Annotated in this window: 21 protein-coding genes and 1 pseudogene; 14 read left to right on the top strand and 8 right to left on the bottom strand. The window is 42.9% G+C overall.

Annotation, left to right across the window (positions count from 1 at the left end; all coding sequences use genetic code 11):
- The first annotated feature begins 1 nt into the window (after position 1).
- From QYF49_RS15755 to QYF49_RS15730, 6 genes are all read left to right on the top strand, one after another.
- Positions 2-1387 carry a (Fe-S)-binding protein gene (locus QYF49_RS15755; RefSeq protein WP_290400563.1) on the top strand — a complete coding sequence of 462 codons (1386 nt, stop codon included), beginning with the start codon at positions 2-4 and terminating at the stop codon, positions 1385-1387.
- Positions 1359-2813, top strand: a complete 1455-nt coding sequence (locus tag QYF49_RS15750) for an FAD-binding oxidoreductase (RefSeq protein WP_290400562.1) — start codon at positions 1359-1361, stop codon at positions 2811-2813. Before QYF49_RS15755 ends, QYF49_RS15750 begins: the two co-directional genes overlap by 29 nt.
- 154 nt (positions 2814-2967) lie before the next feature.
- A complete protein-coding gene (locus QYF49_RS15745) occupies positions 2968-5148 on the top strand; it encodes a malate synthase G (protein WP_290400954.1) in 2181 nt (726 codons plus the stop codon).
- A 112-nt stretch (positions 5149-5260) separates the two neighbouring features.
- On the top strand, positions 5261-6466 hold the full coding sequence (locus QYF49_RS15740) for an NAD(P)-dependent malic enzyme (RefSeq protein WP_290400561.1): 1206 nt from the start codon (positions 5261-5263) through the stop codon (positions 6464-6466).
- A 13-nt stretch (positions 6467-6479) separates the two neighbouring features.
- On the top strand, positions 6480-7259 hold the full coding sequence (locus QYF49_RS15735) for a fumarylacetoacetate hydrolase family protein (RefSeq protein WP_290400560.1): 780 nt from the start codon (positions 6480-6482) through the stop codon (positions 7257-7259).
- A 67-nt stretch (positions 7260-7326) separates the two neighbouring features.
- Positions 7327-8097, top strand: a complete 771-nt coding sequence (locus QYF49_RS15730; protein WP_290400559.1) for an IclR family transcriptional regulator — start codon at positions 7327-7329, stop codon at positions 8095-8097.
- Between the two features lie 116 nt (positions 8098-8213).
- On the opposite strand, the pseudogene QYF49_RS15725 reads toward QYF49_RS15730, so the two are convergent.
- The 3 genes and pseudogenes from QYF49_RS15725 to QYF49_RS15715 all read right to left on the bottom strand — a co-directional run.
- Positions 8214-8411: pseudogene (locus QYF49_RS15725) on the bottom strand (hypothetical protein); the annotation flags it as partial.
- Between the two features lie 112 nt (positions 8412-8523).
- Positions 8524-11208: a pyruvate, phosphate dikinase gene (gene ppdK, locus QYF49_RS15720; RefSeq protein ID WP_290400558.1), complete on the bottom strand. Its 2685-nt coding sequence runs from the start codon at positions 11206-11208 to the stop codon at positions 8524-8526.
- Positions 11205-12026, bottom strand: a complete 822-nt coding sequence (locus QYF49_RS15715) for a pyruvate, water dikinase regulatory protein (protein WP_290400557.1) — start codon at positions 12024-12026, stop codon at positions 11205-11207. Before QYF49_RS15715 ends, ppdK begins: the two co-directional genes overlap by 4 nt.
- Before the next feature lie 591 nt (positions 12027-12617).
- Here QYF49_RS15715 and QYF49_RS15710 point away from each other — a divergent pair.
- Positions 12618-13310, top strand: coding sequence for an aspartate/glutamate racemase family protein (locus tag QYF49_RS15710; RefSeq protein WP_290400953.1), 693 nt, complete (start codon positions 12618-12620; stop codon positions 13308-13310).
- A 159-nt stretch (positions 13311-13469) separates the two neighbouring features.
- Here the strand turns inward: QYF49_RS15710 and melA are convergent, their stop codons facing one another.
- The 5 genes from melA to QYF49_RS15680 all read right to left on the bottom strand — a co-directional run bounded on the left by melA (position 13470) and on the right by QYF49_RS15680 (position 19173).
- Positions 13470-14798 (bottom strand): alpha-glucosidase/alpha-galactosidase, encoded by a 1329-nt coding sequence (gene melA, locus QYF49_RS15700; RefSeq protein ID WP_290400556.1) that lies wholly within the window; start codon positions 14796-14798, stop codon positions 13470-13472.
- 18 nt (positions 14799-14816) lie between these two features.
- Positions 14817-15644, bottom strand: a complete 828-nt coding sequence (locus QYF49_RS15695; RefSeq protein WP_290400555.1) for a carbohydrate ABC transporter permease — start codon at positions 15642-15644, stop codon at positions 14817-14819.
- Positions 15644-16483, bottom strand: coding sequence for a carbohydrate ABC transporter permease (locus tag QYF49_RS15690; RefSeq protein ID WP_290400952.1), 840 nt, complete (start codon positions 16481-16483; stop codon positions 15644-15646). The genes QYF49_RS15695 and QYF49_RS15690 overlap by 1 nt, the downstream gene beginning before the upstream one ends.
- 143 nt (positions 16484-16626) lie before the next feature.
- Complete coding sequence (locus QYF49_RS15685) at positions 16627-17889, bottom strand: ABC transporter substrate-binding protein (RefSeq protein ID WP_290400554.1); 1263 nt, start codon at positions 17887-17889, stop codon at positions 16627-16629.
- Positions 17890-18111: 222 nt separating this feature from the next.
- The gene (locus QYF49_RS15680; RefSeq protein WP_290400553.1) at positions 18112-19173 is read right to left on the bottom strand and encodes a LacI family DNA-binding transcriptional regulator; all 1062 of its coding nucleotides are present in this window, start codon (positions 19171-19173) and stop codon (positions 18112-18114) included.
- A 221-nt stretch (positions 19174-19394) separates the two neighbouring features.
- Here QYF49_RS15680 and QYF49_RS15675 point away from each other — a divergent pair, with 221 nt between their 5' ends.
- The 7 genes from QYF49_RS15675 (at position 19395) to QYF49_RS15645 (ending at position 25946) form a co-directional block, all read left to right on the top strand.
- On the top strand, positions 19395-19586 hold the full coding sequence (locus QYF49_RS15675) for a hypothetical protein (protein WP_425589595.1): 192 nt from the start codon (positions 19395-19397) through the stop codon (positions 19584-19586).
- A gap of 227 nt (positions 19587-19813) precedes the next feature.
- Positions 19814-21163: a neutral/alkaline non-lysosomal ceramidase N-terminal domain-containing protein gene (locus QYF49_RS15670; RefSeq protein ID WP_290400552.1), complete on the top strand. Its 1350-nt coding sequence runs from the start codon at positions 19814-19816 to the stop codon at positions 21161-21163.
- Positions 21108-21878, top strand: coding sequence for a glucosamine-6-phosphate deaminase (locus tag QYF49_RS15665; protein ID WP_290400551.1), 771 nt, complete (start codon positions 21108-21110; stop codon positions 21876-21878). The genes QYF49_RS15670 and QYF49_RS15665 overlap by 56 nt, the downstream gene beginning before the upstream one ends.
- Positions 21879-23060, top strand: a complete 1182-nt coding sequence (locus QYF49_RS15660; protein WP_290400550.1) for an N-acetylglucosamine-6-phosphate deacetylase — start codon at positions 21879-21881, stop codon at positions 23058-23060.
- Complete coding sequence (locus tag QYF49_RS15655; RefSeq protein WP_290400549.1) at positions 23038-23796, top strand: sugar isomerase domain-containing protein; 759 nt, start codon at positions 23038-23040, stop codon at positions 23794-23796. Before QYF49_RS15660 ends, QYF49_RS15655 begins: the two co-directional genes overlap by 23 nt.
- Before the next feature lie 32 nt (positions 23797-23828).
- A complete protein-coding gene (locus tag QYF49_RS15650; protein ID WP_290400548.1) occupies positions 23829-24950 on the top strand; it encodes an ROK family transcriptional regulator in 1122 nt (373 codons plus the stop codon).
- Positions 24951-24995: 45 nt separating this feature from the next.
- A complete protein-coding gene (locus QYF49_RS15645) occupies positions 24996-25946 on the top strand; it encodes an acetylxylan esterase (RefSeq protein ID WP_290400547.1) in 951 nt (316 codons plus the stop codon).
- The last annotated feature ends 30 nt before the right edge of the window (positions 25947-25976 follow it).

Genomic DNA, 25976 nt, shown 5'->3' with positions numbered 1-25976 from the left:
GGTGAGTATAACGGAAAGCGATGTGAAGGAACGGCCAGCCTGTACAACAACCAGCCTGAGCAATTATCGATGGAGCGATCCCCCTGACGAAAACAAATGGGCGGATTGTGTACATTGCGGGATGTGTCTGGAATCCTGTCCTACATATGAACTCACCGGCCAGGAGCAGCATTCCCCCCGCGGCCGGGTCCATCTCATCAAATCGGTGGCAGAAGGAAAACTGCAAGTCAATGAACAATTTATGGATCCTGTGTTTGCCTGTCTTGACTGTCGTGCGTGTACAACGGCCTGTCCAGCTGATGTGGATGTCGGCGGTCTGATCGAAGAGGCGCGCGGGCAAATTCGCCAAGCGATGCCCTTAACCGGATACAAAAAGGCGGTAAGCAAGCTTTTTCTGGAAAGCCTGTTTCCTCATCAGCAGCGAATGAATGCCCTCGGTCGTTTATTAAAGTTTTATCAAAAGAGCGGTATGCAAAAGGTGGTCCGTAAATCGGGACTTTTAAAGGTGATGCCTGACCACCTCGCTGATATGGAACGGATCCTTCCAGACATTAAAGAACCTGTGCGTAAAAAATACAAGGGTGAAAAAGTGATCAATGCAAAAGGCGAAACAAAGCATGAAGTGGCGTTGTTAACGGGATGTGTCATGGATGTGATGTTCAGCGACATTAATGAGGCAACAATCAATGTTCTCACACGAAACGGAAATGATGTGGTCATACCAGAAACGCAAACGTGCTGTGGCGCGCTCCATGTCCATGCGGGTGAACGAGAAATGGGAAGAAATCTTGCCAAGCAGAATATCGAAGCGTTTAAAGATGCTGAAAAAATAATTGTGAACGCGGCCGGCTGTGGCTGCATGATGAAGGAATATGCCGAATTGTTCCGTGAAGAGCCCGAATGGCAAGCGAAAGCACAAGATTTCTCGGCCAAGGTTGAAGACATTTCGAAATATCTTCATGACACGGGCTATGAAAAACCGCAAGCGGAAATGAAAACTCGTATCACGTACCACGATGCGTGCCATCTTGCACATGGGCAAGGAGTGCGGGAGGAGCCCCGCAATCTTCTGCTTGATATCCCAGGGGTAAAAATGGTCCACATGCCCGATGCTGAACGCTGCTGCGGAAGTGCTGGGATCTACAATCTTACCAATCCTGAAATGGCTGGTGAGGTGCTGAAAAGTAAAATGAAGAACGTTCCTGAAGAGGTGGAAATGATTTCGATGGGCAATCCCGGATGCATGCTTCAGATGGCGATGGGTGTTCAAAAATATGGAAGAAACCAAAAAGTGGTCCACACTGTCCAACTGCTGGACTGGGCCTACCAGAAAGAAGACGAATTAAGGGGGGAGAGGGATGGCATTAAAAGAAGTCAAAACAAATGATAAACATATTAGGAACCTGGCCAACATTGTCGGAGGTGCCCGTTCGATTCTTTATCACAAAGAAGACTTGCTGGCGTATGACTGCGATGGCTTTACGATTCATAAGCATCTGCCGAAAGCGGTGGTTTTCCCCAAAGATACACAGGAAGTTTCAAAGCTCGTAAAATATTGCTCTGACAACCATCTGCCCTTTCTTGCCCGCGGTGCAGGGACCGGATTAAGTGGCGGGGCCATTCCGGTCAATGGCGAAGTGATTATTAGTTTAGTAAGAATGAAGCGGCTGTTACACGTAGATTTTGAGAACCGAAGAGCGATGGTTGAACCCGGCTTTGTGAACCTCAAGCTCACGAACTCCATCTCTGATAAAGGGTATTACTATGCACCCGATCCGTCGAGCCAGTATTGCTGTACGATAGGGGGGAATGTGGCTGAAAATGCGGGGGGAGCTCATTGCCTCAAGTACGGCGTAACCACGAATCATATTTTGGGGTTGGAGGTGGTTTTGCCAAACGGCAAGATTATCGAAATTGGGAAGAACGGCATTCCTGATTCGCCTGGATATGATTTGCTCGGGTTGATCACAGGGTCTGAAGGAACATTAGGAATCGTAACGAAAATCACCGTCAGAATTCTGAAAAACCCGGAAGCGAAACAAACCGTGCTCGCGTATTTTGATAACGTTTCCGATGGAAGCCGTGCGGTTTCTGACATTATCTCAGCGGGAATCGTTCCTGCTGCGCTTGAAATGATGGATAAGACGGCTATTGAAGCAGTAGAAGCAGCGGCATTTCCTGTAGGCCACCCTCGAGATATTGAGGCGTTGCTCCTCATTGAAGTGGATGGCATATCTGCAGGGATTAATGAACAGATTAGCCAGATCCTGCACGTATGTGAAAACCGGAACGTTCGCGAAGTGAAAGTCGCCAAGGATGAATCCGAACGAGCCAGATGGTGGGCGAATCGGAAGACCGGTTTTGGGGCAATGGGAGCCATTTCTCCGGATTATCTTGTGCAAGACGGGGTGATCCCGCGGAGCCGGCTTCCGGAAGTGTTAAGCAGAATCAACAAAATCAGTGAAGAATCTGGCCTTCGGATTGCAAATATTTTTCATGCGGGAGACGGCAACTTACATCCATTGGTCCTTTTTGACGCAAGGATTCCTGGCCAAACGGAAAAGGCTTTAGCAGCAGGGAGTGCCTGTTTGCAAGTATGTGCCGATGTGGGCGGTACTATCACAGGTGAGCATGGCGTAGGAATTGAGAAAAGAGAGGAAATGCGTTTCGTCTTCACAGATGAAGAAATCAAGGCTCAGACGGACATTCGGGAAGTATTCAATCCAGATAATCTATTAAATGCGGGTAAATTATTTCCAAGTCCGGGACGTTGTGCAGAGATTAAAAAAGAGATGAAAGAAGCGGCACTTTAAAATAGTGTAAATTTTCCGAAAGTAATTGAAAACCACGATCATTCCGTGCTATTCTTTTTTAAACAAAACACGAAACATCGTTTTGTAATAACAAACATCAAAGGTAATACAGGATTTCTAAAAAATTCGAATGGAGTTAAAGGAGGAATTTATGATGCAAAACTATGTAAAAAAAGGGAATCTTCAAGTGGCTGAAGAGCTTTATGAATTTATTCAAACGCAGGCTCTGCCGGGATCCGGATTGGATGCTGAAAGATTCTGGTCCGATTTTGAAAGGTTAGTCCAAGATTTAACGCCAAAAAACAAGGAGTTATTAGCTCGACGGGATGAAATCCAGGACCGAATTAACCGATGGCATGTGGAAAATCGGGAACGGTTCAATTTTGATGCCTATAAATCATTTCTTCAAGAGATTGGTTATCTTGAACCGGAAGCCGAGGAGTTTAAAATTACCACACAAGGGGTAGACGATGAAATTGCGGTACAGGCAGGGCCACAACTCGTCGTTCCGGTGAACAATGCCCGTTATGCGATTAACGCCGCCAATGCACGCTGGGGAAGCCTGTATGACGCTCTTTACGGCACCGATGCCATCAGTGAAGAGAACGGGGCCCAGCGCGGGGAGACTTATAATGCGGTGCGCGGGGAGAAGGTAATCGCCTTTGGGAAAGAATTTCTCGACCAGTCTGTACCTTTAAATGATGCTTCGCACGAAGACGCGGTTCAGTACCGCGTGGAGAATGGCAGATTATCGGTTACGCTGAACAACGGTAAGACCACTGGGCTCAAAGACCCTTCAAAGCTCGCGGGTGTTCAGGGAGAACAGGAAAACCCAACCGCCGTTTTGTTTAAAAACAACGGTCTTCATTTTGAAATCCAGATTGACCGCAACCACCCGATTGGTAAAACCGATGATGCTGGAATTAAAGACATCCTTATGGAAGCAGCAATCACAACCATCATGGATTGTGAAGACTCCGTAACCGCCGTAGATGCGGAGGATAAAGTGCTCGTTTACCGCAACTGGCTCGGCCTGATGAAGGGAGATTTATCGGCTGCCTTTCAAAAGGGAAGTAAAACAGTGACACGGACCCTTCATCCTGATCGCATTTACGTTTCTCCGACAGGTCAAGAATTCACCTTGTCAGGAAGATCTCTTATGTTGGTCCGCAATGTAGGCCACTTGATGACGAATAACGCGATTCTGCTTGAGGATGGAGAGGAGATTCAAGAAGGGATTCTAGACGGGGTGATGACAAGCCTTATCGCTATGCATAATCCTCTAGAAAAGGGCCCTTATCAAAACTCTTCTAAGGGTTCGATCTACATTGTTAAGCCGAAAATGCATGGATCAGAAGAGGTGGGTTTTGCCAATGAGCTCCTTGACCGCGTGGAAGACATGCTCGGACTTGAACGGAATACGATAAAAATCGGCGTAATGGACGAAGAACGGCGAACATCGCTTAACTTGAAAGCATGCATTCGTGAAGTCAAGGATAGAGTCGCCTTTATCAATACAGGCTTTCTCGACCGAACGGGTGATGAAATCCATACTTCTATGGAAGCTGGCCCTATGATCCTTAAGAATGACATGAAATCATCCAGATGGCTGCAAGGATACGAAAAATCTAACGTACTCATCGGGTTGGCTGCTGGCTTCCAGGGGCGTGCCCAGATCGGTAAAGGAATGTGGGCGATGCCGGATTTGATGGCAGATATGCTGAAGCAAAAGATTGGCCACTTGAAAGCAGGAGCAAATACCGCCTGGGTTCCTTCACCGACGGCGGCTACACTGCACGCGCTGCATTATCATCAAATTGATGTTTCTAAGGTGCAGAATGAGCTCGTTAAGGAATCTAAGGATTTGCGCGATGACATTTTAGAAATTCCTGCAGCGAAAACCCCGAATTGGAGCTCTGATGGTATTCAGCAGGAATTAGACAACAATGCACAAGGCATCTTAGGCTACGTGGTTCGCTGGGTTGAACAGGGTGTCGGCTGTTCCAAAGTGCCGGATTACAACAACATTGGCCTGATGGAAGACAGAGCAACGCTTCGAATTTCGAGCCAGCATATGGCCAACTGGCTGCATCACGGAATCTGTACGAAAGAACAAGTGTTAGAGACGTTAAAGCGCATGGCCAAAGTAGTAGATGAACAAAATGCTAATGACCCAGCTTATCGTTTGATGTCGACGGACTATGAAAATTCCGTCGCCTTTCAGGCGGCCTGTGACCTTGTGTTTAAAGGTTATGAACAGCCAAATGGTTACACGGAGCCGATCCTGCACCGCCGTCGTTTAGAGGCAAAGACGAAATTTGCCGTCAAACAATAGCATATAATCTAATCCACCTGGATTATTCAAAATGAACAATGGAAAAAGTAATCTCATGTCCTAGTGAGCCTTGAGATTACTGATTAACAAATAGATTAAGGAGGTGCCGGATATGCAAAACTTAAAGGAAAGGTCGCTAGAGCTCCACAAACGGTCGAAAGGAAAACTAAGTGTGGAAGTCAAGGTTTCCATAGAGGATGCGGATGATTTGAGTTTGGCCTATTCTCCTGGTGTTGCAGAACCCTGTAAAGAAATTTACCAGGATCCCCTGAAAATCTATGAGTATACCATTAAAGGAAACTTAGTGGCGGTGGTTTCTGATGGTTCGGCTGTCTTGGGTTTAGGCAATATCGGGGCAGGGGCCTCAATGCCCGTTATGGAAGGAAAAGCAGCGTTGTTTAAAGCCTTTGCCGGAATTGATTCATTTCCTATCTGTTTAAACACAAATGAGCCTGAGGAGATCGTTCAAATCGTGAAATCGTTGGAACCCACCTTTGGCGGAATTAACTTAGAAGATATTTCAGCACCTCATTGTTTCATCATTGAAGAACGGCTTAAAAAGGAAATGAATATACCTGTTTTTCATGATGACCAGCATGGAACGGCCATTGTGACAACAGCAGGTTTGATTAACGCGCTAAAGGTCGTTAACAAACGGATTGAAGATTCAAAAATCGTTATCAATGGCGCGGGGGCTGCCGGTATTGCCGTAACGAAGCTGCTCATTAATATGGGTGTGAAAGATCTCATTCTTTGTGACTCGAAGGGCGCGATTTATGAAGGGCGCCCGTTTGGCATGAACGCCATGAAAGAGTGGATATCCGCACGTACCAATCGGAACAAGTCCGAAGGGACATTACAGGACGTGATAGAAGGGGCAGATGTGTTTATTGGGGTTTCAGTGGCAAATGCCCTTTCGCCAGAAATGGTAGCGTCCATGGATAAAGATGCGATTATCTTTGCCATGGCCAACCCGATACCAGAAATTATGCCTGAAGTTGCAAAGGCAGCCGGCGCGGCAGTAGTGGGCACCGGTCGATCCGATCTTCCGAACCAGGTGAACAATGTACTTGCGTTTCCTGGTATTTTTAAAGGCGCTTTACGGGTGTTCGCGTCTGAAATCAATGAAGAAATGAAGCTAGCGGCGGTCTTCGCCATTGCCAACTTAATTGCATCTGAAGAGCTTACATACGATTACGTGATCCCAAATGCCCTTGATCAGAGAGTAGTAGAAGCCGTAGCGGATGCCGTAGCCGATGCCGCTATTGTTACGGGAGTTGCCCGAAAAATGAACATCGAACAAAAAGTTAAAACTTGAGAGGAGTGTCAGGATGAAATTTAGTCGATTTACGGTTCAATCTTCCGTATACAACGGTGTGATCACAGACGATAATATCATTCGGGAAATTAAGGGGGATATGTTTGGAGAATGGGAATATACAGGAAAAACGTTTTCTTGGACGGAAGTAAAACTTCTTTCTCCGCTGGAGCCTAATCAAATCATTGGAATCGGAGCCAACTACGTTTCAAACGTTGACGAACTGCCACGCGATCTGCCTGAGATTCCGGTATTTTTCTTCAAACCGACATCATCGGTTATTGGTCCAGAAGAAGAAATAGTAATACCAGATACTCTTGATCGAGTAAAGTTCGAATCTGAGCTTGCGATTGTTATCGGAAAAGAGGCGAAAAATGTTCCGGAAGAAGAGGTGTTACATTATGTTTTCGGCTATACGATCGGAAATGATGTAACCGCTCCCCAATATTTTCATCAAGACGGCCATTGGACCATTGGCAAATCGTTCGACACTTTTACTCCATTAGGCCCTGTAATTGAAACAGAGCTGGATCCTTTTCCCGTTGAAGTGACAGCAAAACTGAACGATGTTGAAAAACAAAACAGTTCAACGGAATTAATGATCATCCCTATCCGGAAAATGGTCTCCTATCTTACCCGTGTGATGACGCTAAAACCGGGAGACGTCATCTTAACGGGCAGCCCTGTCGGAGCAGAGCTAGTGGAAGCAGGCGATGTGATCGAATGCGAAATACAGGAGATTGGGAAGCTTCGAAACACTTTTGTTGCAGCAAGAGAGAGCATCAACGCTTAAGGTACGTCAAAGGCCCGGCGGCAGATATGCTATAATTTTCTTATATATACAGATGAGGTGAGGGGTTTTGGAAAGGGACAATATGGTCAAGTCCGTCAGCCGGGCATTAGATATTATTACTCTAGTAAGTTTAAAAAAGGGCGGTCTAGGGGTTACGGAAATATCCAAACAAATGGATATTAATAAAAGCTCTGTCTATCGAATCCTGTCCACTTTAGTGTTGTACGGCTATATCGAACAAGATGAAGAAACAGGGCGATATAAACTTGGTTACAAATTCTTAGAGGTGAGTTCAAAGCTGCTTGAGTCGATCGACCTGAGAGCGGAGGCCAAACCCTATTTGCAGGAGCTGGAAGATGAAACCAATGAGGTCGTTCATCTTGTCGTCTATGATCAAGGTGAAGTCGTCTATATCGAAAAATTAGATGGTAATGAAACATTAAGAATGCATTCGAAAGTTGGAAAACGTGCTCCCATGCATTGTACGTCAGTGGGAAAAGCAATCCTTTCATATTTACCTTCAAATGCTGTTATGGAGATTCTTGAACGTAAAGGAATGCCTATGCATACCAACAAAACCATTACAAATAAAGAGGATTTCCTTCAAGAATTGATGGAAGTGAAACAAAAAGGCTATGCACTCGATTTAGAAGAAAATGAACATGGAATTACTTGTATAGCTGTACCTATCTTTGACCATTTAGGAAAAGTCATTGCCGCCATCAGTATCTCAGGACCAACGATCCGTATGACAAGTGAGCGGCTTGAGCTACTTAAGCCACGGATGCAGCAGATTGGGCTGCAAATTTCTGCGCGGCTTGGATATAAGGCTCCTTAACAGGAAACATTTGAAATTCCTCTCCTTAAACATATTTCATGAAAGAGACAGCGACCACCAAGAAACGCTCAACCCAGAAGGTGAGCGTTTTTTGGTTGGTTGTCTTTATCGTTATACTATTCGTTCATCAGCTCATAAGCTTGCCCTTCAAAGGGTAATGCGCTTATTTGCCCATTTGTTTCTCTTTTAAATACCGGCCTTGCTTCCATCAACAAATCAATAGGATGAACAGCTCTTACTGAATCCTCCAGGCCCTCTCTTTTGATCCCGAGCTGCATCTGCAGGAGACAGCCGGGGTTCGTGGTTACGATCGTAAGAATGGCAGAAATCTGATCCTTTAATCACCTTCAAAAGCTGGGATGGAGATTCTTGAACGTAAGTTTCCAATAACAGCAAAGAAAAGCAGCCGTTTGGCTGCTTTTAAATTTAGGTCATCTGGATGGATTGACGTTCATATACACGCTGTATTTGTTCATTTTTAATATTAGCCTGAGCTGCTGCTAGGCGAGCAAGAGGCACTCGATATGGTGAGCAGCTTACGTAATCTAAACCTGCATCATGGAAGAATTGGATCGAGCTTTTTTCTCCTCCATGTTCACCACAAATTCCTGTTTTTAACCCCGGCTTTGTTTCTCTACCAAGTTTTACGCCAGTTTCTACAAGTTTACCTACGCCTTCTTGGTCAAGAGAAGCGAATGGATTTTCCGGCAGAATTTTGTTTTCGATATATGCCTGAAGGAACTTACCCTCTGCGTCATCACGACTATATCCAAACGTAGTTTGAGTTAAATCATTTGTTCCAAAGGAAAAAAAGTCTGCCTCGTGCGCAATTTGGTCAGCTGTTAGAGCTGCTCGTGGAACTTCAACCATCGTACCTATAAGGTAATCGTATTCGAGGCCTGTTTCTTCTTGAACTTGCCGCCCGGCATTAATGACTAGTTGACGCATTTCTTTTAACTCATTAACATGCCCAACTAAAGGAATCATGATCTCTGGTTTTACGCCAATTCCTTTTTGCATGACTGCATTGATCGCATAAAAGATCGCTTTTGCCTGCATCACATAAATTTCTGGATATATCATGCCCATTCTGCAGCCGCGGTGCCCTAACATAGGATTGAATTCATCCAATTGACGTACTTTTCTCAGAAGAAGCTCCTTCTCCTTTAATTCTTTAGAAGATGCGTTTTTCATCCGAAGCCTTGTCACTTCGACCAGCAGTTCTTCCTTATTTGGCAAGAACTCGTGAAGAGGGGGATCTAATAAACGAATAGTTACAGGGTGACCTTCCATGGCTTCAAAAATTCCTTCAAAATCTTTTTGTTGCATTGGTAATAGTTTATTAAGAGCCTCTTCACGCTGCTCGTATGTTTCAGCCAGAATCATATCCCGAACAGTAGGGATTCGATTGATGTCCATAAACATATGTTCTGTACGGCACAGTCCAATTCCCCCGGCTCCAAATTCAATCGCTTTTTTGGCGTCCTCCGGATTGTCAGCATTTGCTCTTACACCAAGTTTTCGTTCCTCATCTGCCCAAGTAAGCAACACTTGGAACTGGTCTGAAAGCTGTGGATCGATCATTGGAATTTCCCCTAACATGATTTCACCAGTGGAGCCATCTATCGTAATCATTTCACCCTGGTTAACAACCGTATTTCCTACTTTAAACCGCTTTGATTTTAAATCAATTTTTATTGCTTCACAGCCACAGATACAAGCTTTTCCCATGCCTCTTGCGACAACTGCCGCGTGGCTTGTCATTCCTCCACGGCTAGTGATAACCGCCTGGGCGGCAACAATACCATGAATATCATCAGGTGTAGTTTCTGTGCGTACAAGAATGATTTTTTTGCCATCCTTTGCTAATCTCTCTGCTTCATCCGCATTAAATACGACTTCTCCTGTTGCTGCCCCGGGAGAGGCAGGCAGCCCTTTAGCAATCTGTTTTCTTTCATAGGAATCATCAATTCGACGATGCAGTAGCTGATCAAGCTGGTCGGGATCTACACGTAAGATGGCTTCTTTCTTATTGATAATCTGTTCTTCTACTAGTTCAACTGCTATTCTAATGGCTGCTTGAGCAGTTCTTTTACCCATCCGCGTCTGAAGAATAAATAGCTCACCACGCTCTACCGTGAACTCAATGTCCTGCATGTCTTGATAGTGCTTTTCAAGCAATTGACATGTATCCACAAACTGCTGATATACTTCTGGCATTTCATATTGAAGTGTCGCAATGGGTTGAGGGGTACGAATTCCAGCAACAACGTCTTCTCCCTGTGCATTGATCAAATATTCACCATAAAGCTTAGCTTCTCCTGTAGACGGGTTGCGTGTAAAGGCAACGCCAGTACCAGAATCGTTACTCATATTTCCAAAAACCATGCTTTGGATATTAACTGCTGTTCCTAGGTGGCCAGGAATTTTTTGAAGACGGCGGTATACAATCGCACGTTGATTATTCCAGGAATCAAAAACTGCATTGATGGACAGGAATAATTGTTCCTTTGGATCCTGAGGAAAAGTTCTTCCAGCATGCTTCATAACAATCTCTTTATATCCTTTGATCACTTCCCGCCAATCTTCTGTTGCCATTTGGGGATCTGAAGTATATCCCTTTTTTTCCCTCGTTTCCTCTAATAGCTGCTCAAAGTAAAAACTGTCCACGTTGAGGACAACATCACTGAACATTTGAATGAATCTTCGATATGAGTCATATGCAAAACGCGGATTATCTGTTAGTTTGGCCAATCCTTCCACAGTGTCATCATTCATTCCAAGGTTTAATACGGTATCCATCATTCCTGGCATGGAATGTACTGCACCGGAACGGACAGAAACGAGCAGTGGGTTTGAAGGGTCTCCAAGCTTTTTTCCTGTTTTTTCTTCAAGTTTACCAAGGGCTTCCAATATTTGAAATTTGACCTCTGCAGAAATAGATTTCCTGCCATCATAATAAGATTTGCAAGCCTCAGTGGAAATAGTAAAACCATAAGGGACAGGTAACCCGATTTTTGTCATTTCGGCCAGGTTTGCTCCTTTACCTCCTAAAAGTTCCTTTAATTCGCTGTTTCCCTCATCAAACATATAAACAAATCTAGCCGTCATATCAACAAACTCCTCTCTTTTTTTAATATGGCTAATATGGAATCAGCGGTCTCTTCAACCGCTTTATTGGAGACATTAATAACCGGGCAGCCGATGCGTTTCATAATGTTCTCAGCATAATCTAATTCCTCAAGAATTCGATCTAAATTCGCATAATTTGCTTGAGTGGCTAACCCTAAATTCTTTAATCGTTCCTTTCTGATTTCATTCAGTTTGTCCGGTGTGATTACTAAACCTACGCATCTGTTTCTTGGAATATCAAAAAGCTCTTCAGGAGGTTCTATTTCAGGTACTAAAGGTACATTTGCCACCTTAAACTTCTTATTGGCCAAATACATAGAAAGGGGGGTCTTCGATGTTCTAGAAACTCCTATTAATACAATATCTGCACGTGTAATCCCCTGAACCTCTTGTCCATCATCATATTTTACGGCGAACTCAATCGCTTCAACCCTTCGGAAATAGTTATCATCCAATTTCCTCATTAACCCCGGTTGGCCTTTAGGTTCTTTATTAAACTTCTGACTAAATGCAGTCATAAGTGGACTCATTAAATCAATTGCGATAATCCCTTCTTCACAGGCTTTTTGATCCAGATATTTCTTTAAAGATGGAATGACAATCGTGTAGGCAATGATGCCATCACTATACTTTGAAACAGCAATGACATTATTCAGATCTTTGGTATCCTCTACATAGGAAAAATTTTGGATTTCAATATCTTCCCCAGTAAATTGAGAAGCAACTGCTTTTACCATCAACTCAGCTGTTTCACCGACCGAGTCAGATACTACATAGACAAATTTCTTCTTATTCACATCCTGATCTCCTATTCTCTTGTAATTACTACATGCGAGTGAACTTAATGAATATAGATACACTTTTTCACATTATTCAATTGATTTAGTTATACTATTCATCTTATTTTAGGGCATATGTGTTATACTATTTCTATTTTAAGTAGTATATTATCATTAAATATAATTAGATACAATCCCTCTTCTTGGGTTATGGTAAAAAAGTTTGAAACAATCAGTGTATACTACTGGCGAATTCACAATGCATTAAAGCGAGGGTATTTTCTTTTGCTTACTTACTAACGGTGGATTCATCAGGGTAATGGTCGAATAGACCATAAAGCCTAACAGATGAAGAGTTACAGAAATAAGTTTTTATACTCAATTAAGCAAAAAAAGAGACTGAACAAGGGAGGCATACGATCTAGAAAACACTTAGTAAAATCGGCGGCAAGTATGAAGGGGGACTATGAAATGAACGGATATTATCAGAAGGTACGGTAAGAAATACGGCTATTTACAGTATTGTTGATAATGAATGGCAGGAGGTAAAAGGTCTGCTTAGTAACCGTCTTAATGAAGTTCAATGAACATTTTTGAAGGAGGGCAATGATGAAAACGATCGGTTTGATCGGCGGGATGAGCTGGGAATCTTCGATTGAATATTACCGCATCATAAACGAAGACGTAAAAAATAAATTAGGCGGGCTGCATTCCGCAAAGTGCATTTTATACAGCATTGATTTTGAGGAGATGGAACGTTATCAAGCAGCAGGTGATTGGCAAAGAGCTGGTACATTATTAGGCGATGTCGCACAGTCACTGGAAAAGGGAGGCGCCGATTTTATCGTACTTTGTACAAATACAATGCACAAAGTCATAAAGGATATTGAGAGAAAAATCAGTGTGCCCGTATTACATATTGCTGATGCAACAGCAAATCAAATTCAACAGGCAAAGATAAAGAAGATCGGATTGCTCGGCACTAAATATACGATGGAGAAAGACTTTTATAAATCACGGATAGAATCTTATGGTATTGAGGTTTTAGTACCCAGTAAAGAGGATAGAGACGCCGTAAATAAAATCATATATGAAGAGCTATGTATTGGTAAGATTAGGAAGGCATCAAAGGATTATTACAAAAAGGTCATCCAAAGCCTGGTTGATAACGGAGCTGAAGGCATCATACTCGGTTGTACGGAAATTGGATTATTAGTTAAACGAGAGGATTCCGAAGTACCATTATTTGATACAACATTGATCCATGCTATTGAATCGGTTAAAAAGGCATTAGATGAATAACCTCCGGCCACAAGCTTAGGTGGCCAGGTCCAGCCCCTGAGGTTTTAATCGAATTCCGCCACGCTAATGCCGGCAAAATGGTCTTCAACCTTACGTCATTACAGGTACAGGGGAGAAGCAATAAAAAAGCTAAGGATTAGTATCCTTAGCTTTTTACATTTATAAAGTTGCTGTTTTGCGTTGATAGCTTAAGTGTCTCCCTTTAGTAAACGCAGGTAAGTAATCTGCATGGGCTTCCAACAGTTCTTTCGTCATGTTCCATATTTCATCCAGTGTTAGGACAGAGGAAGTGTGGGGATCGAGCATGACCGCTTGATATACATAGTCTACATTGTTTGTAAGTACAGCTTCAACGACCAGTTGCTGAACATTGATGTTGGTCATGTTCATCGCAGCCAGATGGGGTGGAAGCACGCCAACATGGATAGGCTGAATCCCTCGTTTATTCACCAGGCAAGGTACTTCCACACAGGAATTTGTCGGCAGATTTGTGATAAGGTGTGTGTTTAGTACATTTCCCCAGATCTCTCGATTGACCCCTGTTTCGAGAGAATGAATGATGGGAGCACCAAATTCATGGCTTTTTTCCATCGGAAAGGTCTGTCCTTGGTCAATCATCTTTTGTGTTTTGGCAAATTGATTTAAATTGGCTTCGCTTCTCCTCACATATTCATCAATCGGAATATCGAAGTCTCGGATTAACTGATCCCGTTTGATAAAATATGGTGTGTATTCAGACATATGTTCACTGGATTCTGTGATAAAGAAATTTAATCTTTTCATCATTTCAAAACGGACTTTATCTTTGGCATAAATGCTTGGGTCTTTCATAGCTTCAAAGAGCGAAGGATAAAGATCTTGGCCATATCTTTTTAACTCCAAGAACCAGGCCATATGATTGATGCCCGCAACTTTGTATTCCAGTTCTTCCACTGGAATGTTTAAGTAAGAGGACAACTCATCTGCTGTGTTTTGAACACTATGGCATAAACCAACAGATTTAATGGGAGAAGCTTTCTGGATGGCCAGCATGAGCATGGCCATCGGATTGGTATAGTTCAGCAAATACGCCTCTGGACAAACTTCTTCCATATCTCTGCAGATATCGATGAGAACCGGGATGGTCCGTAATGCACGGAATACCCCTCCAACTCCAAGTGTGTCGGCAATGGTTTGTTTTAAGCCATATCGTTTTGGAATTTCGAAATCAACCAATGTAGCCTCATGCATCCCCACTTGGATTAAGTTCAGTACATAATCAGCATTGACCAGTGCCTGTTTTCGATCGATGTGAGCTTCCACCCGGGCATTGTTTCCGAACTGGGCGATGATGGATTGTGTCATTTTTTCTGCGGTTTGCAGCCGATCGGCATGGATATCGGTTAAAGAAAAGACAGTATCCCGCAATTCAGGAAAACTTAAAATGTCTGTAATTAAACGCTTGGCAAAAACCACACTGCCTGCACCAATAATCGTAACCTTCATCATAAACCCTCCACTTATTTTTTATCCTTTTATTGAACCAGAAGCCAAACCTTCAATAAAATGTTTTTGCAAGAACAAGAATAGGATGACCATAGGAGCTACGGCCATGAGGGCCGCTGCCGCTACGAGATTTAAGCTGTTCGTATTTTGGCCAAAGAAGCTGGATAGTGCGACGGTAATGGTTTTTACTTCTTCAGCTTGCAGGAAGAAAATCGCAAATTGATAATCATTCCATATAAACACACAAGAAATGATTAGGATGGAAGCGGTAACTGGTTTTAAGAGCGGAAACACTACTTTAAAAAAGATAGTTAGGGTGCTGGCTCCATCCATTTTCGCTGCTTCTTCCAATTGTTTAGGGATCGTAGAACGTATGAATCCGGCGTACAAAAAGATGGTGAGCGGCATATAAGCCGCAACGTTATTTAAAACGGCAATTGTACGTGTGTTCATCATTCCGATATCCACGACCAGCTGATATAAAGGCACCAGAGCGGTTAATGGGGGAATGACCATAATGGCGATAAAAAAGACATAAACAAACGTATTCAACTTTGTATTTCTTCTCGCCAATGGGTAAGCGGCAAGTGAACCAAGAAAGATGAGAAGCAGAGCCGAAAAGAAAGTAATGATCAACGTATTCAGTAATGATGGACCTAAATTCGCCATTTCCCATGCTTCTCTAAAGTTATCCAAAGAAAGCCGGTCGGGGAAAATCCATTTCGAACTGAAGTCTCCCTTCGCTTTGAGCGCAGTCGTCAGTAAGATATAGAAGGGAACCAGATGATAGAGCGCGATGACCAAAGCAACTATTGTGAGCAGTGTTTTAGGTTTATTGATGCTTCCCATTACGCTTCTACCTCCTTGCGTTTGAAGAAAATCAAAGCAGAGATACTGATCACTAGAATAATGACGGCCATTAATACACCTTCTGTTGCTGCATACCCAGCGTCCTGCCGATTGAAATACAAGTCGTACATGAACGTGGACATGGATTGAGAAGCATTGCCGGGCCCGCCGCCCGTCAACGAGACGATGACATCAAACAGTTTAAGGCCTCCGATGATATTCAGCACAATGTTGATGGTAATGGAAGGCATCAACAGAGGCAGTGTAATATTTTTAAACTGCTTAAAAGGGGAGGCGCCATCGAGCTGGGCTGCTTCATAGTAATCTTTTGAAATGCTTTGCAGTCCGGCAAGGTAAATGATCATTGCTATGCCAACGAACTGATAAGTGTTAACAAAAACAATGATCCAAGTGTTCACGCTGGGGTTGGCTAAGGCATTGATTTTATCGAATCCCATAAGAATCAAAATATCGTTTAAGGCACCGCCTTGATAAGCAAAGAAAAAATACCAAATGTATCCCATGATCAGTGGACTGATAATAACCGGCAAGTAGATGATCGTCCGTGTTAATCCCCTTACTTTAATACTTTGATTAAGCAATAAAGCATACAGCAAACCGATAATGTTTTGAAACAACGTGCTGCCCAGTCCGTAAAGCAGCGTATTTTTAACAACCAGCCATGTATCAGGATCTTTTAGCAGGCGGCTATATTGCTGGAATCCTACATAATCATAGACTTGAGAAAAACCATTCCAGTTGGTAAATGAGATTTTTAAACCATTGAGAAACGGATATAAAATGAACAAGCAGACAGCACCCAGAGCAGGTAAATACATCCACCATAGTGAGGACTGAGGGGAATTTCTCGGTCGTTTTTTTACATTAGTAAGGACAGCTTTTTCTTTTTTGAAACCAATCAGGGTATTCAAGTATTTCAACTCCTTTACGGTCATGGACTCAGGGATGAAATAAGCTTGTCTTACTTTTTGGGTTTATACAGGCGTTTATTTTCTTCACCGATTTTCTTGGAAACTTGTTCCGGTGTCATAGATTTGGACAAAAGTTCTTGACCGGAGGCACCGAGTACATCCCACATTCCGCTAGGGAGGTAGACTCGATCGAAATAAGGTTCAACCTTTATGTCTTTGTATTTTTCATAGTCTTTAGCGAAGTAGTTATTAGCTTTGGTGTTGGTAAGTCCTGCAGGCAAAGAAGTCGCTTCAGCAATCTTTTTTACCATTTCCGGCTGAGACAGGAAATCGATAAATTTTTTAGCTTCTTTTTTATGCTCGGAATCCTTCCAGACGGCCAGTGTGTGCCGTTCTCCGCCAATCCAGCTCGGCTGGTCACCTTTATGGATGACAGGCATTGGAATTACGCCTAGCTGGACCTTTGGATTTAATTCCTTTACAGCAGGACCGAGCAGCCCTCCGCCAATAATGAACCCAATTTTGTTTTGTGCCATCAAATCTGTCATCTGCTGGTTTTGAGCGGTTAATACGTCTTTGTTCAAGTATCCTTTTTTCTGCATTTCTTCGAGTTTTTCAGGAAGGAAGGTGAATTTCGACCAGTCAAACGTTCCGGCCAAGAGCTCCTTTCTATAATCATGTTTGGGATCGGTGATCAGTAAAGGAGTGGCGAATTGATCAAAATATTGTCCAAACGAACTTTTATCCGATCCTGCAAACCAAAGAGGAGTGACTTCACCTTTGCTCTTCTTTTTAATGGCTGCCATGGCGCTCATCCAATCATCAAACGTTGCGGGTGGCTGGATTCCGTATTTTTTTAATAGGGTAGCGTTGTACGTAATGCCGTCTTTCGCCTGATTTAAAGGATAGGCATAAACTTTGCCCGACTTGTTTTTAAGAATGTCGTTCATCGCTGGATCCAAGTCCTTTACCCAGTTCATGTTTTGTAAATCCTCCACATATTCACCGTACCGGTCCTTTGACCAGCCGTGGGTGTCAAACAAATCGGGCATATCATTGGCTGCCATTTTTACACGGAGCATTCCTTCGTATTTATCAGCGGGAAAATTTTCTTTAATATCAATGTTTGGATTTTTCTTTTCAAACTCTTTAATGGCATCAGCCAAAGCCGCCTTGTCGGATTCGTTGGTGACGGTAGAGAATAAGGTTAGTTGCACGTTGCCTCCGCTTCCAGAACTGGACTGTTTGTTACAGCCCGACAATGCCAGAGCAAACGCTGATGTAAGCAATAATGTTTTACCAAACTTTTTCAATGTCATTCCCCCTAGTTATTAATGGTTTTCAAAACCAAAACAAACGATCTTAAGATGTTTGCACAATGACTGGGGCTCCTATATAATTTATAGTTGCTCCTTGGTAAATGGAGTGCCGGGCTATTCGCTTTAGAAACGAGTGATAGGCAGTCACTTATGCCTATGGCTAGATAGGCAGGTTTCTGGGCGAATAATCCTTTTTTGTTCAGATCTCCTTTTAATCTATTGAATCACCTCCTTAAAAGGATGCTCTGTTACAGATGTTCCGCAGCTTTGGCGGATGACCAGTGAAGTTGGAACCGTAACCTTAACAGGGAGCTCCCTTCCCTTCATTCGATCCATTAACAGCTTCACTCCGGTTTGTCCCATCTCCTTTGTATAGACTTTCACCGTCGAAAGGGGAGGACTGCTATATTTTGCTGCTTCAATATCATCGAACGCAACAAGGGCGACATCTGACGGAACAGACAGTCCTGCTTCCTGTAAAGCACGTAGAGCACCGATGGCCATCGGATCACTCGCAACAAAAAATGCTTTTGGAACATTCTTCTTTTTGAGTGCTTTCTTCATGAGTTCATAGCCATGAGTCATCGTATATTCACCGATGTATATATCCTCTGAACCTTCAAAGTATCCATGTTTGATCATGTTTTCAAATGTGATGAGCCTTTTGTCTTCTGATATCACTTTCTGTTGCTTAAGATGTTCTCGTTCAACCCCTCCGATGTAACCGATTCGTTTATAACCCAAATCAATGAGATGCTGTAAGGCTTTCTTTGTCGCTTTTTCAAAATCTATCGACACTGAATCGTAACGCTCCTCATCAGGAACATAATTAAGGTAGACGATGTTCTTTATGTTTTCAGAAACCTGATTGAGAACGTCTTCTCCCAAACGGCCGATTACCAGAAGGCCGTCTAAAGAAAGGAAGTCTTGGGGAACCGTCAGCATGTCATTTAACCGGTAACTTCCAACCTTATTAATCCCTTGTTTATATAATTCTTCTTCAATACCCTGGCGAATGGAGATAAAGTAAGGGTCGTTTAATTCCTCTTCGACCGTCTGGCAAGCAATGATTCCTACACTGAAACTGGTTTTTTTTGATTGCGTCTGTTGTTTTTTTCGTCTCTCATGGATCGTTTGATAACCCAGTTCTTTCGCTGTCTGCAGGATTCGCTGCCGCGTTTCGTCCTGGACAGAAATAGAGTGATCATGGTTGAGCACCCGCGATACAGTCGCTGTCGAGACATTCGATTTTTGAGCGATTTCTTTAATGGTCACCATAGTTATAAACCTCTTAACTTTGAAATGGTAGAAAATATTTACTAAATATTACTAAAATATTGATTGGTTGACTGAATCGTAACATTAAAATGATAGGGCTTACAATAGTAGAATTTAATTATTCTGACTATTAAAAGATGGATCGAATTAGTAAAGATGTAACAAAAATTTAAGTTAAAATTTTACTAAATAAATATTCTGATGCGAGGGAAGTAGATGATATGAATTTGGGGGCATCGCTTTTAGTTCGGAAGAAGGGTGGGGAGGAAGACCAGGTAAAAGATGAGCAGGAATTTTTAGACCGCCATGCATCCATTACGAAGGCGATCATGAACCTGGACTATATTTGTGGCTATTGTTATACCCAAATTACTGATGTTCAGCAAGAAGTTAACCGAAAGCAGAAAACTTAAAGTGACTCTAGCCAAAATTAATCAAATAAATTAATGAATTTACCGCAGTAAAGAAGGAGGGAGGGCCCTCCTTTTTCTTCTTGTAGAATTATAATTTCACGTACCGTATTTTAAATAATTATAATTTTCAAAATTTTTATTGACATCGGTTAATCGAAATGGTATTTTTTAGATGCAAAATTAGTCATAGACTATGATTAATTACCGACGAAAAGAGTGAAAAGACAATGAGTATACGGCTAGGAACGTCCAAACAGGAAATAACTCCCTTTCAGCCCGTCTATTTAGCTGGTTTTTCTCACCGAAAAGAACCATTTACAGAAATTAAATCGAAGTTGTATGTACGTGTTTTTTGTTTCTTAGATGAAACAAATAAGAACCCATCGCTGTTAATTACGGCGGATTTGATTTGGTGGGGATCCGATCTTGTTTCAAAACTCGAAAAGAAAATCATCGAACAATTTTCTATTCCAGCAGAGTCAATCATATTTCACGCGACACACAATCACTCAGGCCCGCAAACAAGCAAGTTATTTACATCCTATCTGGGAAGGTACAGTGACTCCTATATCGCTTTTTTGGAGAAACAGCTTCTTTCGGCGATAGAGGCTGCAAAACAAAATGCAGAAGAAGTGACGGTACAAAGAGCAAGCAGTACGGCTGATATAGGGGTTAACCGCAGAAAAGCAGTAAACGGAAAGATCATCATGGCGCCTAATCCTGATGGTCTGGTAGACAATGAAGTCATACTAGTTCGCTTCGAAACCCTACAACAAAAGACAAAAGCTCTGCTGATTCATTACGCATGCCATCCCACGACAACCGGAAATAATTATGTATCTTCTGAATTTCCTGGAACTGTGCTCGAAGAAGTTGAAAAGAGAATCGGAAATGGGTGTATAGCTGGTTATTTACAGGGTTGCTGCGGTGACATTCGGCCCGCTCTGATTAAAGGAAATGCCTTTTACAGGGGAGAGGAAGAGGATGTGGAACGTCTTGGAAAACGATTAGCCAGCAACGTACTGAATTGCTTCAATGAAAACCATTGGAAGGAAGTAGCAACTTCGAAACTACAAACTTCAACCAAGGTTTTGCACTTGAATTTTGAACACTTGCCTTCAAGAGAGTTCTACGATCCCTCCGCATTTCCTGAAGACCTTTTAATGAAAGAATGGTGCACCATTATGAACGAACGTTTTTCGGCATTTGAAGCGGGGGTACCGTTAAAGCTCCATTTGATGACGTTTGGTGAAGAACTGTCCTTTCTTTCCATGAACGCCGAAATGGTGACACAGTACGGACTCAAGTTAAAAGAAAAATATGGAGGACGAATCATCCCCCTTCCATATAGCAATGGAATGATTGGTTATGTTCCAACAGCAGGCCAGCTGAGTGAAGGGGGATACGAAGCCAATGACTCCATCTATTATTTTGCGCTTCCTTCTCCTTTTTCCAGTTCGATTGAAAACAGTATAAATAATGCAATTGATAAACTCATTCGGAAGGAAAAGAGGGAGGAATATGACGGTTTATCCATTCATGTGCAAGGCAGATCGTTTAAATGTAAAAGTATTTGAAACGAGAAAAGAGATGGGACAGCAAGCAGCAGGGGATGTCAGCAGCAAGATTAAGGAACTTCTCTCCGTTCAGGAAGATCTTCGGATGGTTTTTGCTTCTGCTCCTTCTCAAAACGAATTGCTGGAAGGTCTGGCAGCAGATAACAGGATTGACTGGAGCAGGATTACCGTTTTCCATATGGATGAATATATGAATCTGCCGCCCGGAAATTCAAAAAGCTTTGCTTCCTTTTTAAAGAATAAGTTATTTGATCGTGTTCATCCAAAGGAAGTCCATCTTATTCAGACGGCGAATGGAGCAGAAAATGAATGTGCCCGCTACACAAAACTAATCAAGGAAAAACAGGTTGATATTGTTTGTTTGGGTATCGGTGAAAACGGCCATATTGCCTTTAACGATCCTCCAGTGGCCGATTTTGATGATCAAAAAACAATGAAAGCGGTCAAACTGGACGGCGCATCCCGTCGTCAGCAAGTGAATGATGGCTGCTTCGCTTCACTCGATGAGGTGCCAAAAGAGGCGCTGACATTAACGATTCCTGCTTTGGTTTCAGCAAAATTCCTGTACTGTGTGGCTCCTGGCAAGACAAAAGCAAAAGCTGTACAATTGGTCCTTCATGGGGAAATTACAGTAGATTGTCCTGCTTCTGTTCTTCGAAAACATGAAAATTGTACTTTATATCTAGATCAAGATTCATTTGGCGGTGGCTGTTAAGTGAAACAAGTCTCCGGCATTCATTATAAAACGGGCAAGGCGGTAAAAGTGAGTTTTGAAGATGGCGTGTTTGTTTCTATTGAAGGCGAGGAACAGCGAAAGGAACTGCCGATTATTGCACCGGGATTTGTTGATCTGCAAGTGAATGGCTATAGAGGTATTGATTATAATGATACAGCGCTCACAACAGCTTCTATTGAATCTACCGTACGCCATTTATGGTGTCAGGGAGTGACTTCATTCTATCCCACAATCATTACCAACGAGCCTGAAAACATAATAAACACGATGTCTATATTCCAAGAAGCCGCTGAAACAAACGCAGCGGTTAATCAGGCCATACCCGGCATTCATTTAGAAGGGCCATACTTATCTCCCGAGGATGGTCCAAGGGGAGCTCATGCTAAACCATTCGTTAAAGCTCCTGACTGGACTGAGTTTCAGATGTGGCAAAAAGCTTCTGGAGGACGGATATCCATCATCACCGTTTCACCCGAATGGCCTGAGTCGGCATCTTTTATCAACAAATGTACAAATCATGGGGTTCTCGTTTCCATAGGGCATACAGCTGCCACTCCTGAAAATATCCACGATGCCATTCAAGCGGGAGCGAAGATGTCTACCCATTTAGGAAATGGTGCTCATGTGATGTTAAAGCGGCATCCCAATTACCTTTGGGAACAGCTGGCAAGCGATAAGCTTGCCGCTTGTATGATCGCTGATGGCTTCCATCTTCCCGATTCAGTGTTAAAAGTTATTCTGAGGATGAAAGGGGAGGGGGCCATTCTTGTCAGTGATTGTGTTTCCCTAGCCGGAATGCCTGCTGGCTCCTACCATCTTCATATTGGCGGCGATGTCGTTTTGGATAAGAGCGGAAGGTTGTATATGAAAGAAAATGAAGACCTTTTGGCAGGTTCAGCTCAAACGCAGTTATGGGGGGTCAACCATTTGTTAAGGAGGGGGATGTGCAGCTTGCCCTTTGCTGTTGATCTGGCTTCAATCCATCCTTCCATGGTAATGAATCTGCCGCAAAGGAAAGGCATCTGTGAAGGTGCACCAGCAGATTTTCTTTTGCTTCATCAATCAGGCAAGAACGTAACCCTATTCGAAACGTACAAAAACGGCATTTCAGTATACAAGAACAGGGAGGTTTGTTCTCATGAAAACACCTTTAATGACTGAATACTTGCAAGGCATTATCCTTCATTTGGAAAAAATACACAAGGAAGAGCAGCATGCCATTAAAGAGGCTGCAAAACTGGTGGCAGAACAAGTGAAACAGGATAAACTCATTTACGCATATGGGCCAGGAGGCCATTCCAATTTAGGTTCCCAGGAGTTATTTTTCCGTGCCGGCGGTCTTATGCACATCAGTGCTATGCTGGATGAAGGAACGCTCCTGAGCGGAGGAGCTCTTCGTTCCATGGCGATAGAGCGTAAACCGGGCTATGGAAACATTGTGATCGAAGACTATGGGCTGGTGAAAGACGACCTTCTAATCATTATCAACGCTTATGGCATTAATGCCGCCACCATAGATGCGGCATTGGAAGCGAAACAGCGAGGTATAAAAACCATCGGTGTAACCTCTGTGGAGCATGCATCAAGCACTCCTGCCAACCACCCTGCCCGTCACCCTTCCGGACAAAACTTGTTTGAATTGGTGGATGTCGTTTTGGACAGCAAGGTTGGAGTGGGGGATGCGATATTGCAGATCAGCGGACTGGAGCAAAAGATTGCCGCTGTTTCTACCTTTGCGAATGCCTATCTGTTGAATGCCATGACAGCTGAAGCAATAGAGATGCTCGTTGCTGAAGGCATTCAGCCGCCGATTTGGATGAGTGGAAACGCTTCCGGAGGGGATGAATGGAATGCTCAATTTATCGATCGATTTAAAGGAAAGATTAAAAAGTTATAAAGAAGTACGGAAAAAGGACAGGAGAGTAGAGAATGCCGGCAAAAGGAACTTCCGTGTTACGGGAAATCAATCAAAAAAATATTTTACACTATATTCGGGCTCATGAACCATGTTCAAGAAAGGAGATTGCTCATGCGCTGAACGTGAGCAAAAATACAGTGTCACTTGTCGTTGAACAATTGCTGAATCAAAACATGATCGCTGAGTCGGGAATAAAAGAACCGGTTGGAGCAGGAAGACCGAGAGTTTTGCTGCAATTAAGGCCTGACGCGCTGCAAACCATCGGGTTAATGGTTCAGCGGGACAACATCTCCTATATCGTGTTGGATTTTCAGCTGAATGAACTAGAGGAAGGGTCAGTCGCCATCGACAGACATTCGATCCTGGATGAGGTGATCAACCTTTCAAAAAACTTAACTTGCAGATTCCCAAAGGCAAAAGGAATTGGTATTGCCATACCTGGTATTGTGGACCAGACAAGAGGATATGTATATCAATCGGCAAACCTGAATTGGAGGAATGTTGAAGTAAAACAAATCCTTAGCTCAGTGGTAACAGTGCCTGTGGAAGTGTATAACAATGTAAAAATTGCAGCGGCCAGAGGAGCCGAAACGGTCCTGCAAAAACCCAAATCCAGTTTCTTTTATATAAGGATTAGCGAGGGGATCGGAGGAGCCTATGTGGCAGACCATCATGTAATGAATGGCAACAGCTGGACAGCTGGTGAAATTGGCCATCTATCTGTTGCTTCACAGGGTCCAATATGCAAGTGCGGACAACAGGGTTGTCTTGAAAAAATAATCAGTATGGGCGCTTTTCGGGAATTTCTTCAAAGCCTCACTTATCGCCCTTCAAACAATGAAGACTTGGATATTGCAAAGTTAGCTCAGCAAGACCATAGGGTACACCGTAAGATAGGAGAATATGGAGAGTATTTGGGCCGTGCTCTGGTACAGGTGATTCATTTGCTAAATCCTCAAGAGATCATGATTGAAGCTCCTTATAACCAAATTCATGAATTTCAAGAAAAGACGATTTCGTCCGCAAAACAACGTACCCTTTCAGACGCTTTTGCTCAAACAAGGATTGTTTTTTCTAAAGAATTCTATTCTCCGGCGAAGGGAGCAGCGGCTTCTATACTTCTGAATGCTTAAATTTTCTCAAGTTTGCTCCATCTAAACGGAGAAAGGAATGATGATATGAGGCAAGTACGTGAGCTAATCGAAGAATACAGTGACTATAAACCAATTCTATCCGCAAGACATGATTTTCATTCTTTTTGGTCCCATGCACTCCAAGAGCTGGATCGTATTGAATTAAATGAAAAGGCAGAAATCATCGATTATCCCATCAAACAAATCCAATGTGAAAAGGTTACCTACCGTGGAGCATACGGAACACCGATCAAGGGGGTATTTCTAAAACCAAAAAGACGGGAACAAAATCTTAAATGTCTTATCTTTTTTCATGGATACAACAGCAGTAAAGGATCGATCTCCCAGTATATGCAATGGCTGATTCAGGATTATGCTGTATTAGCAGTGGATTGCAGGGGAATGGGAGAGACAGGGGATGATTCCTGTTATGGTTCGGGAACATTAGGCAGCTGGGCAACACAGGGACTTTTAGATAAGAAAGAATACTACTATTATAAAGTCTACCTGGACTGCAAGCGGGCCATTGATTATTGTTTGACTCGCCCAGAAATAAACCCGCACAAAATCTGTTTGATAGGATCGAGTTTAGGAGGGGGGATTGCCCTAGCCGTGGCAGCTTTGGATTCCCGGCCTCAATTGGTAGTAGCCGATGTACCAAACATGTGTGATCTGGAGCTGGCCATTCAGCTAAAAACAGAAGGTTCCCTCGTTTTTATCGAGAATTATTTAGCCAGGTATCCACAATACACAGAAAAGGTTTTTGAAAACCTTTCTTATTTTGATAATGTTAATTTTGCTTCAAATATGAAAAGCCAAGTAAGACTATCCGTTGCGTTAAAGGATGCGGTGTGCCCTCCAAAAACAATTTTCGGCGTATATAATCTCATACCTTCTGAGAAAACGATAGAGATCTATCCTTTCTCGACACATAACGCTCCAGGAAGCCAGGAACATATTGATAAAACCCTGCACTATATCAATACGAATCTTTAAGGAAAAACCCTCTGGAACATTCCAGAGGGA

This window comes from Fictibacillus terranigra, from assembly GCF_030412265.1.
Lineage (GTDB): Bacteria > Bacillota > Bacilli > Bacillales > Fictibacillaceae > Fictibacillus_C > Fictibacillus_C terrinigri.
The sequence above is the reverse complement of the archived record's forward strand: the minus strand, read 5'-3'. Positions and strand labels throughout refer to the sequence as shown.

What these genes read in the sequence shown, in the direction of transcription:
- QYF49_RS15750 (WP_290400562.1), top strand. Translation starts at nt 1,359, where the DNA reads ATGGCATTAAAAGAAGTCAAAACAAATGATAAACATATTAGGAACCTG.
- QYF49_RS15745 (WP_290400954.1), top strand. Translation starts at nt 2,968, where the DNA reads ATGCAAAACTATGTAAAAAAAGGGAATCTTCAAGTGGCTGAAGAGCTT.
- QYF49_RS15740 (WP_290400561.1), top strand. Translation starts at nt 5,261, where the DNA reads ATGCAAAACTTAAAGGAAAGGTCGCTAGAGCTCCACAAACGGTCGAAA.
- QYF49_RS15735 (WP_290400560.1), top strand. Translation starts at nt 6,480, where the DNA reads ATGAAATTTAGTCGATTTACGGTTCAATCTTCCGTATACAACGGTGTG.
- ppdK (WP_290400558.1), bottom strand. Translation starts at nt 11,208, where the DNA reads ATGACGGCTAGATTTGTTTATATGTTTGATGAGGGAAACAGCGAATTA.
- QYF49_RS15710 (WP_290400953.1), top strand. Translation starts at nt 12,618, where the DNA reads ATGAAAACGATCGGTTTGATCGGCGGGATGAGCTGGGAATCTTCGATT.
- melA (WP_290400556.1), bottom strand. Translation starts at nt 14,798, where the DNA reads ATGATGAAGGTTACGATTATTGGTGCAGGCAGTGTGGTTTTTGCCAAG.
- QYF49_RS15695 (WP_290400555.1), bottom strand. Translation starts at nt 15,644, where the DNA reads ATGGGAAGCATCAATAAACCTAAAACACTGCTCACAATAGTTGCTTTG.
- QYF49_RS15690 (WP_290400952.1), bottom strand. Translation starts at nt 16,483, where the DNA reads ATGTATTTACCTGCTCTGGGTGCTGTCTGCTTGTTCATTTTATATCCG.
- QYF49_RS15680 (WP_290400553.1), bottom strand. Translation starts at nt 19,173, where the DNA reads ATGGTGACCATTAAAGAAATCGCTCAAAAATCGAATGTCTCGACAGCG.
- QYF49_RS15675 (WP_425589595.1), top strand. Translation starts at nt 19,395, where the DNA reads ATGAATTTGGGGGCATCGCTTTTAGTTCGGAAGAAGGGTGGGGAGGAA.
- QYF49_RS15670 (WP_290400552.1), top strand. Translation starts at nt 19,814, where the DNA reads ATGAGTATACGGCTAGGAACGTCCAAACAGGAAATAACTCCCTTTCAG.
- QYF49_RS15665 (WP_290400551.1), top strand. Translation starts at nt 21,108, where the DNA reads ATGACGGTTTATCCATTCATGTGCAAGGCAGATCGTTTAAATGTAAAA.
- QYF49_RS15655 (WP_290400549.1), top strand. Translation starts at nt 23,038, where the DNA reads ATGAAAACACCTTTAATGACTGAATACTTGCAAGGCATTATCCTTCAT.
- QYF49_RS15650 (WP_290400548.1), top strand. Translation starts at nt 23,829, where the DNA reads ATGCCGGCAAAAGGAACTTCCGTGTTACGGGAAATCAATCAAAAAAAT.
- QYF49_RS15645 (WP_290400547.1), top strand. Translation starts at nt 24,996, where the DNA reads ATGAGGCAAGTACGTGAGCTAATCGAAGAATACAGTGACTATAAACCA.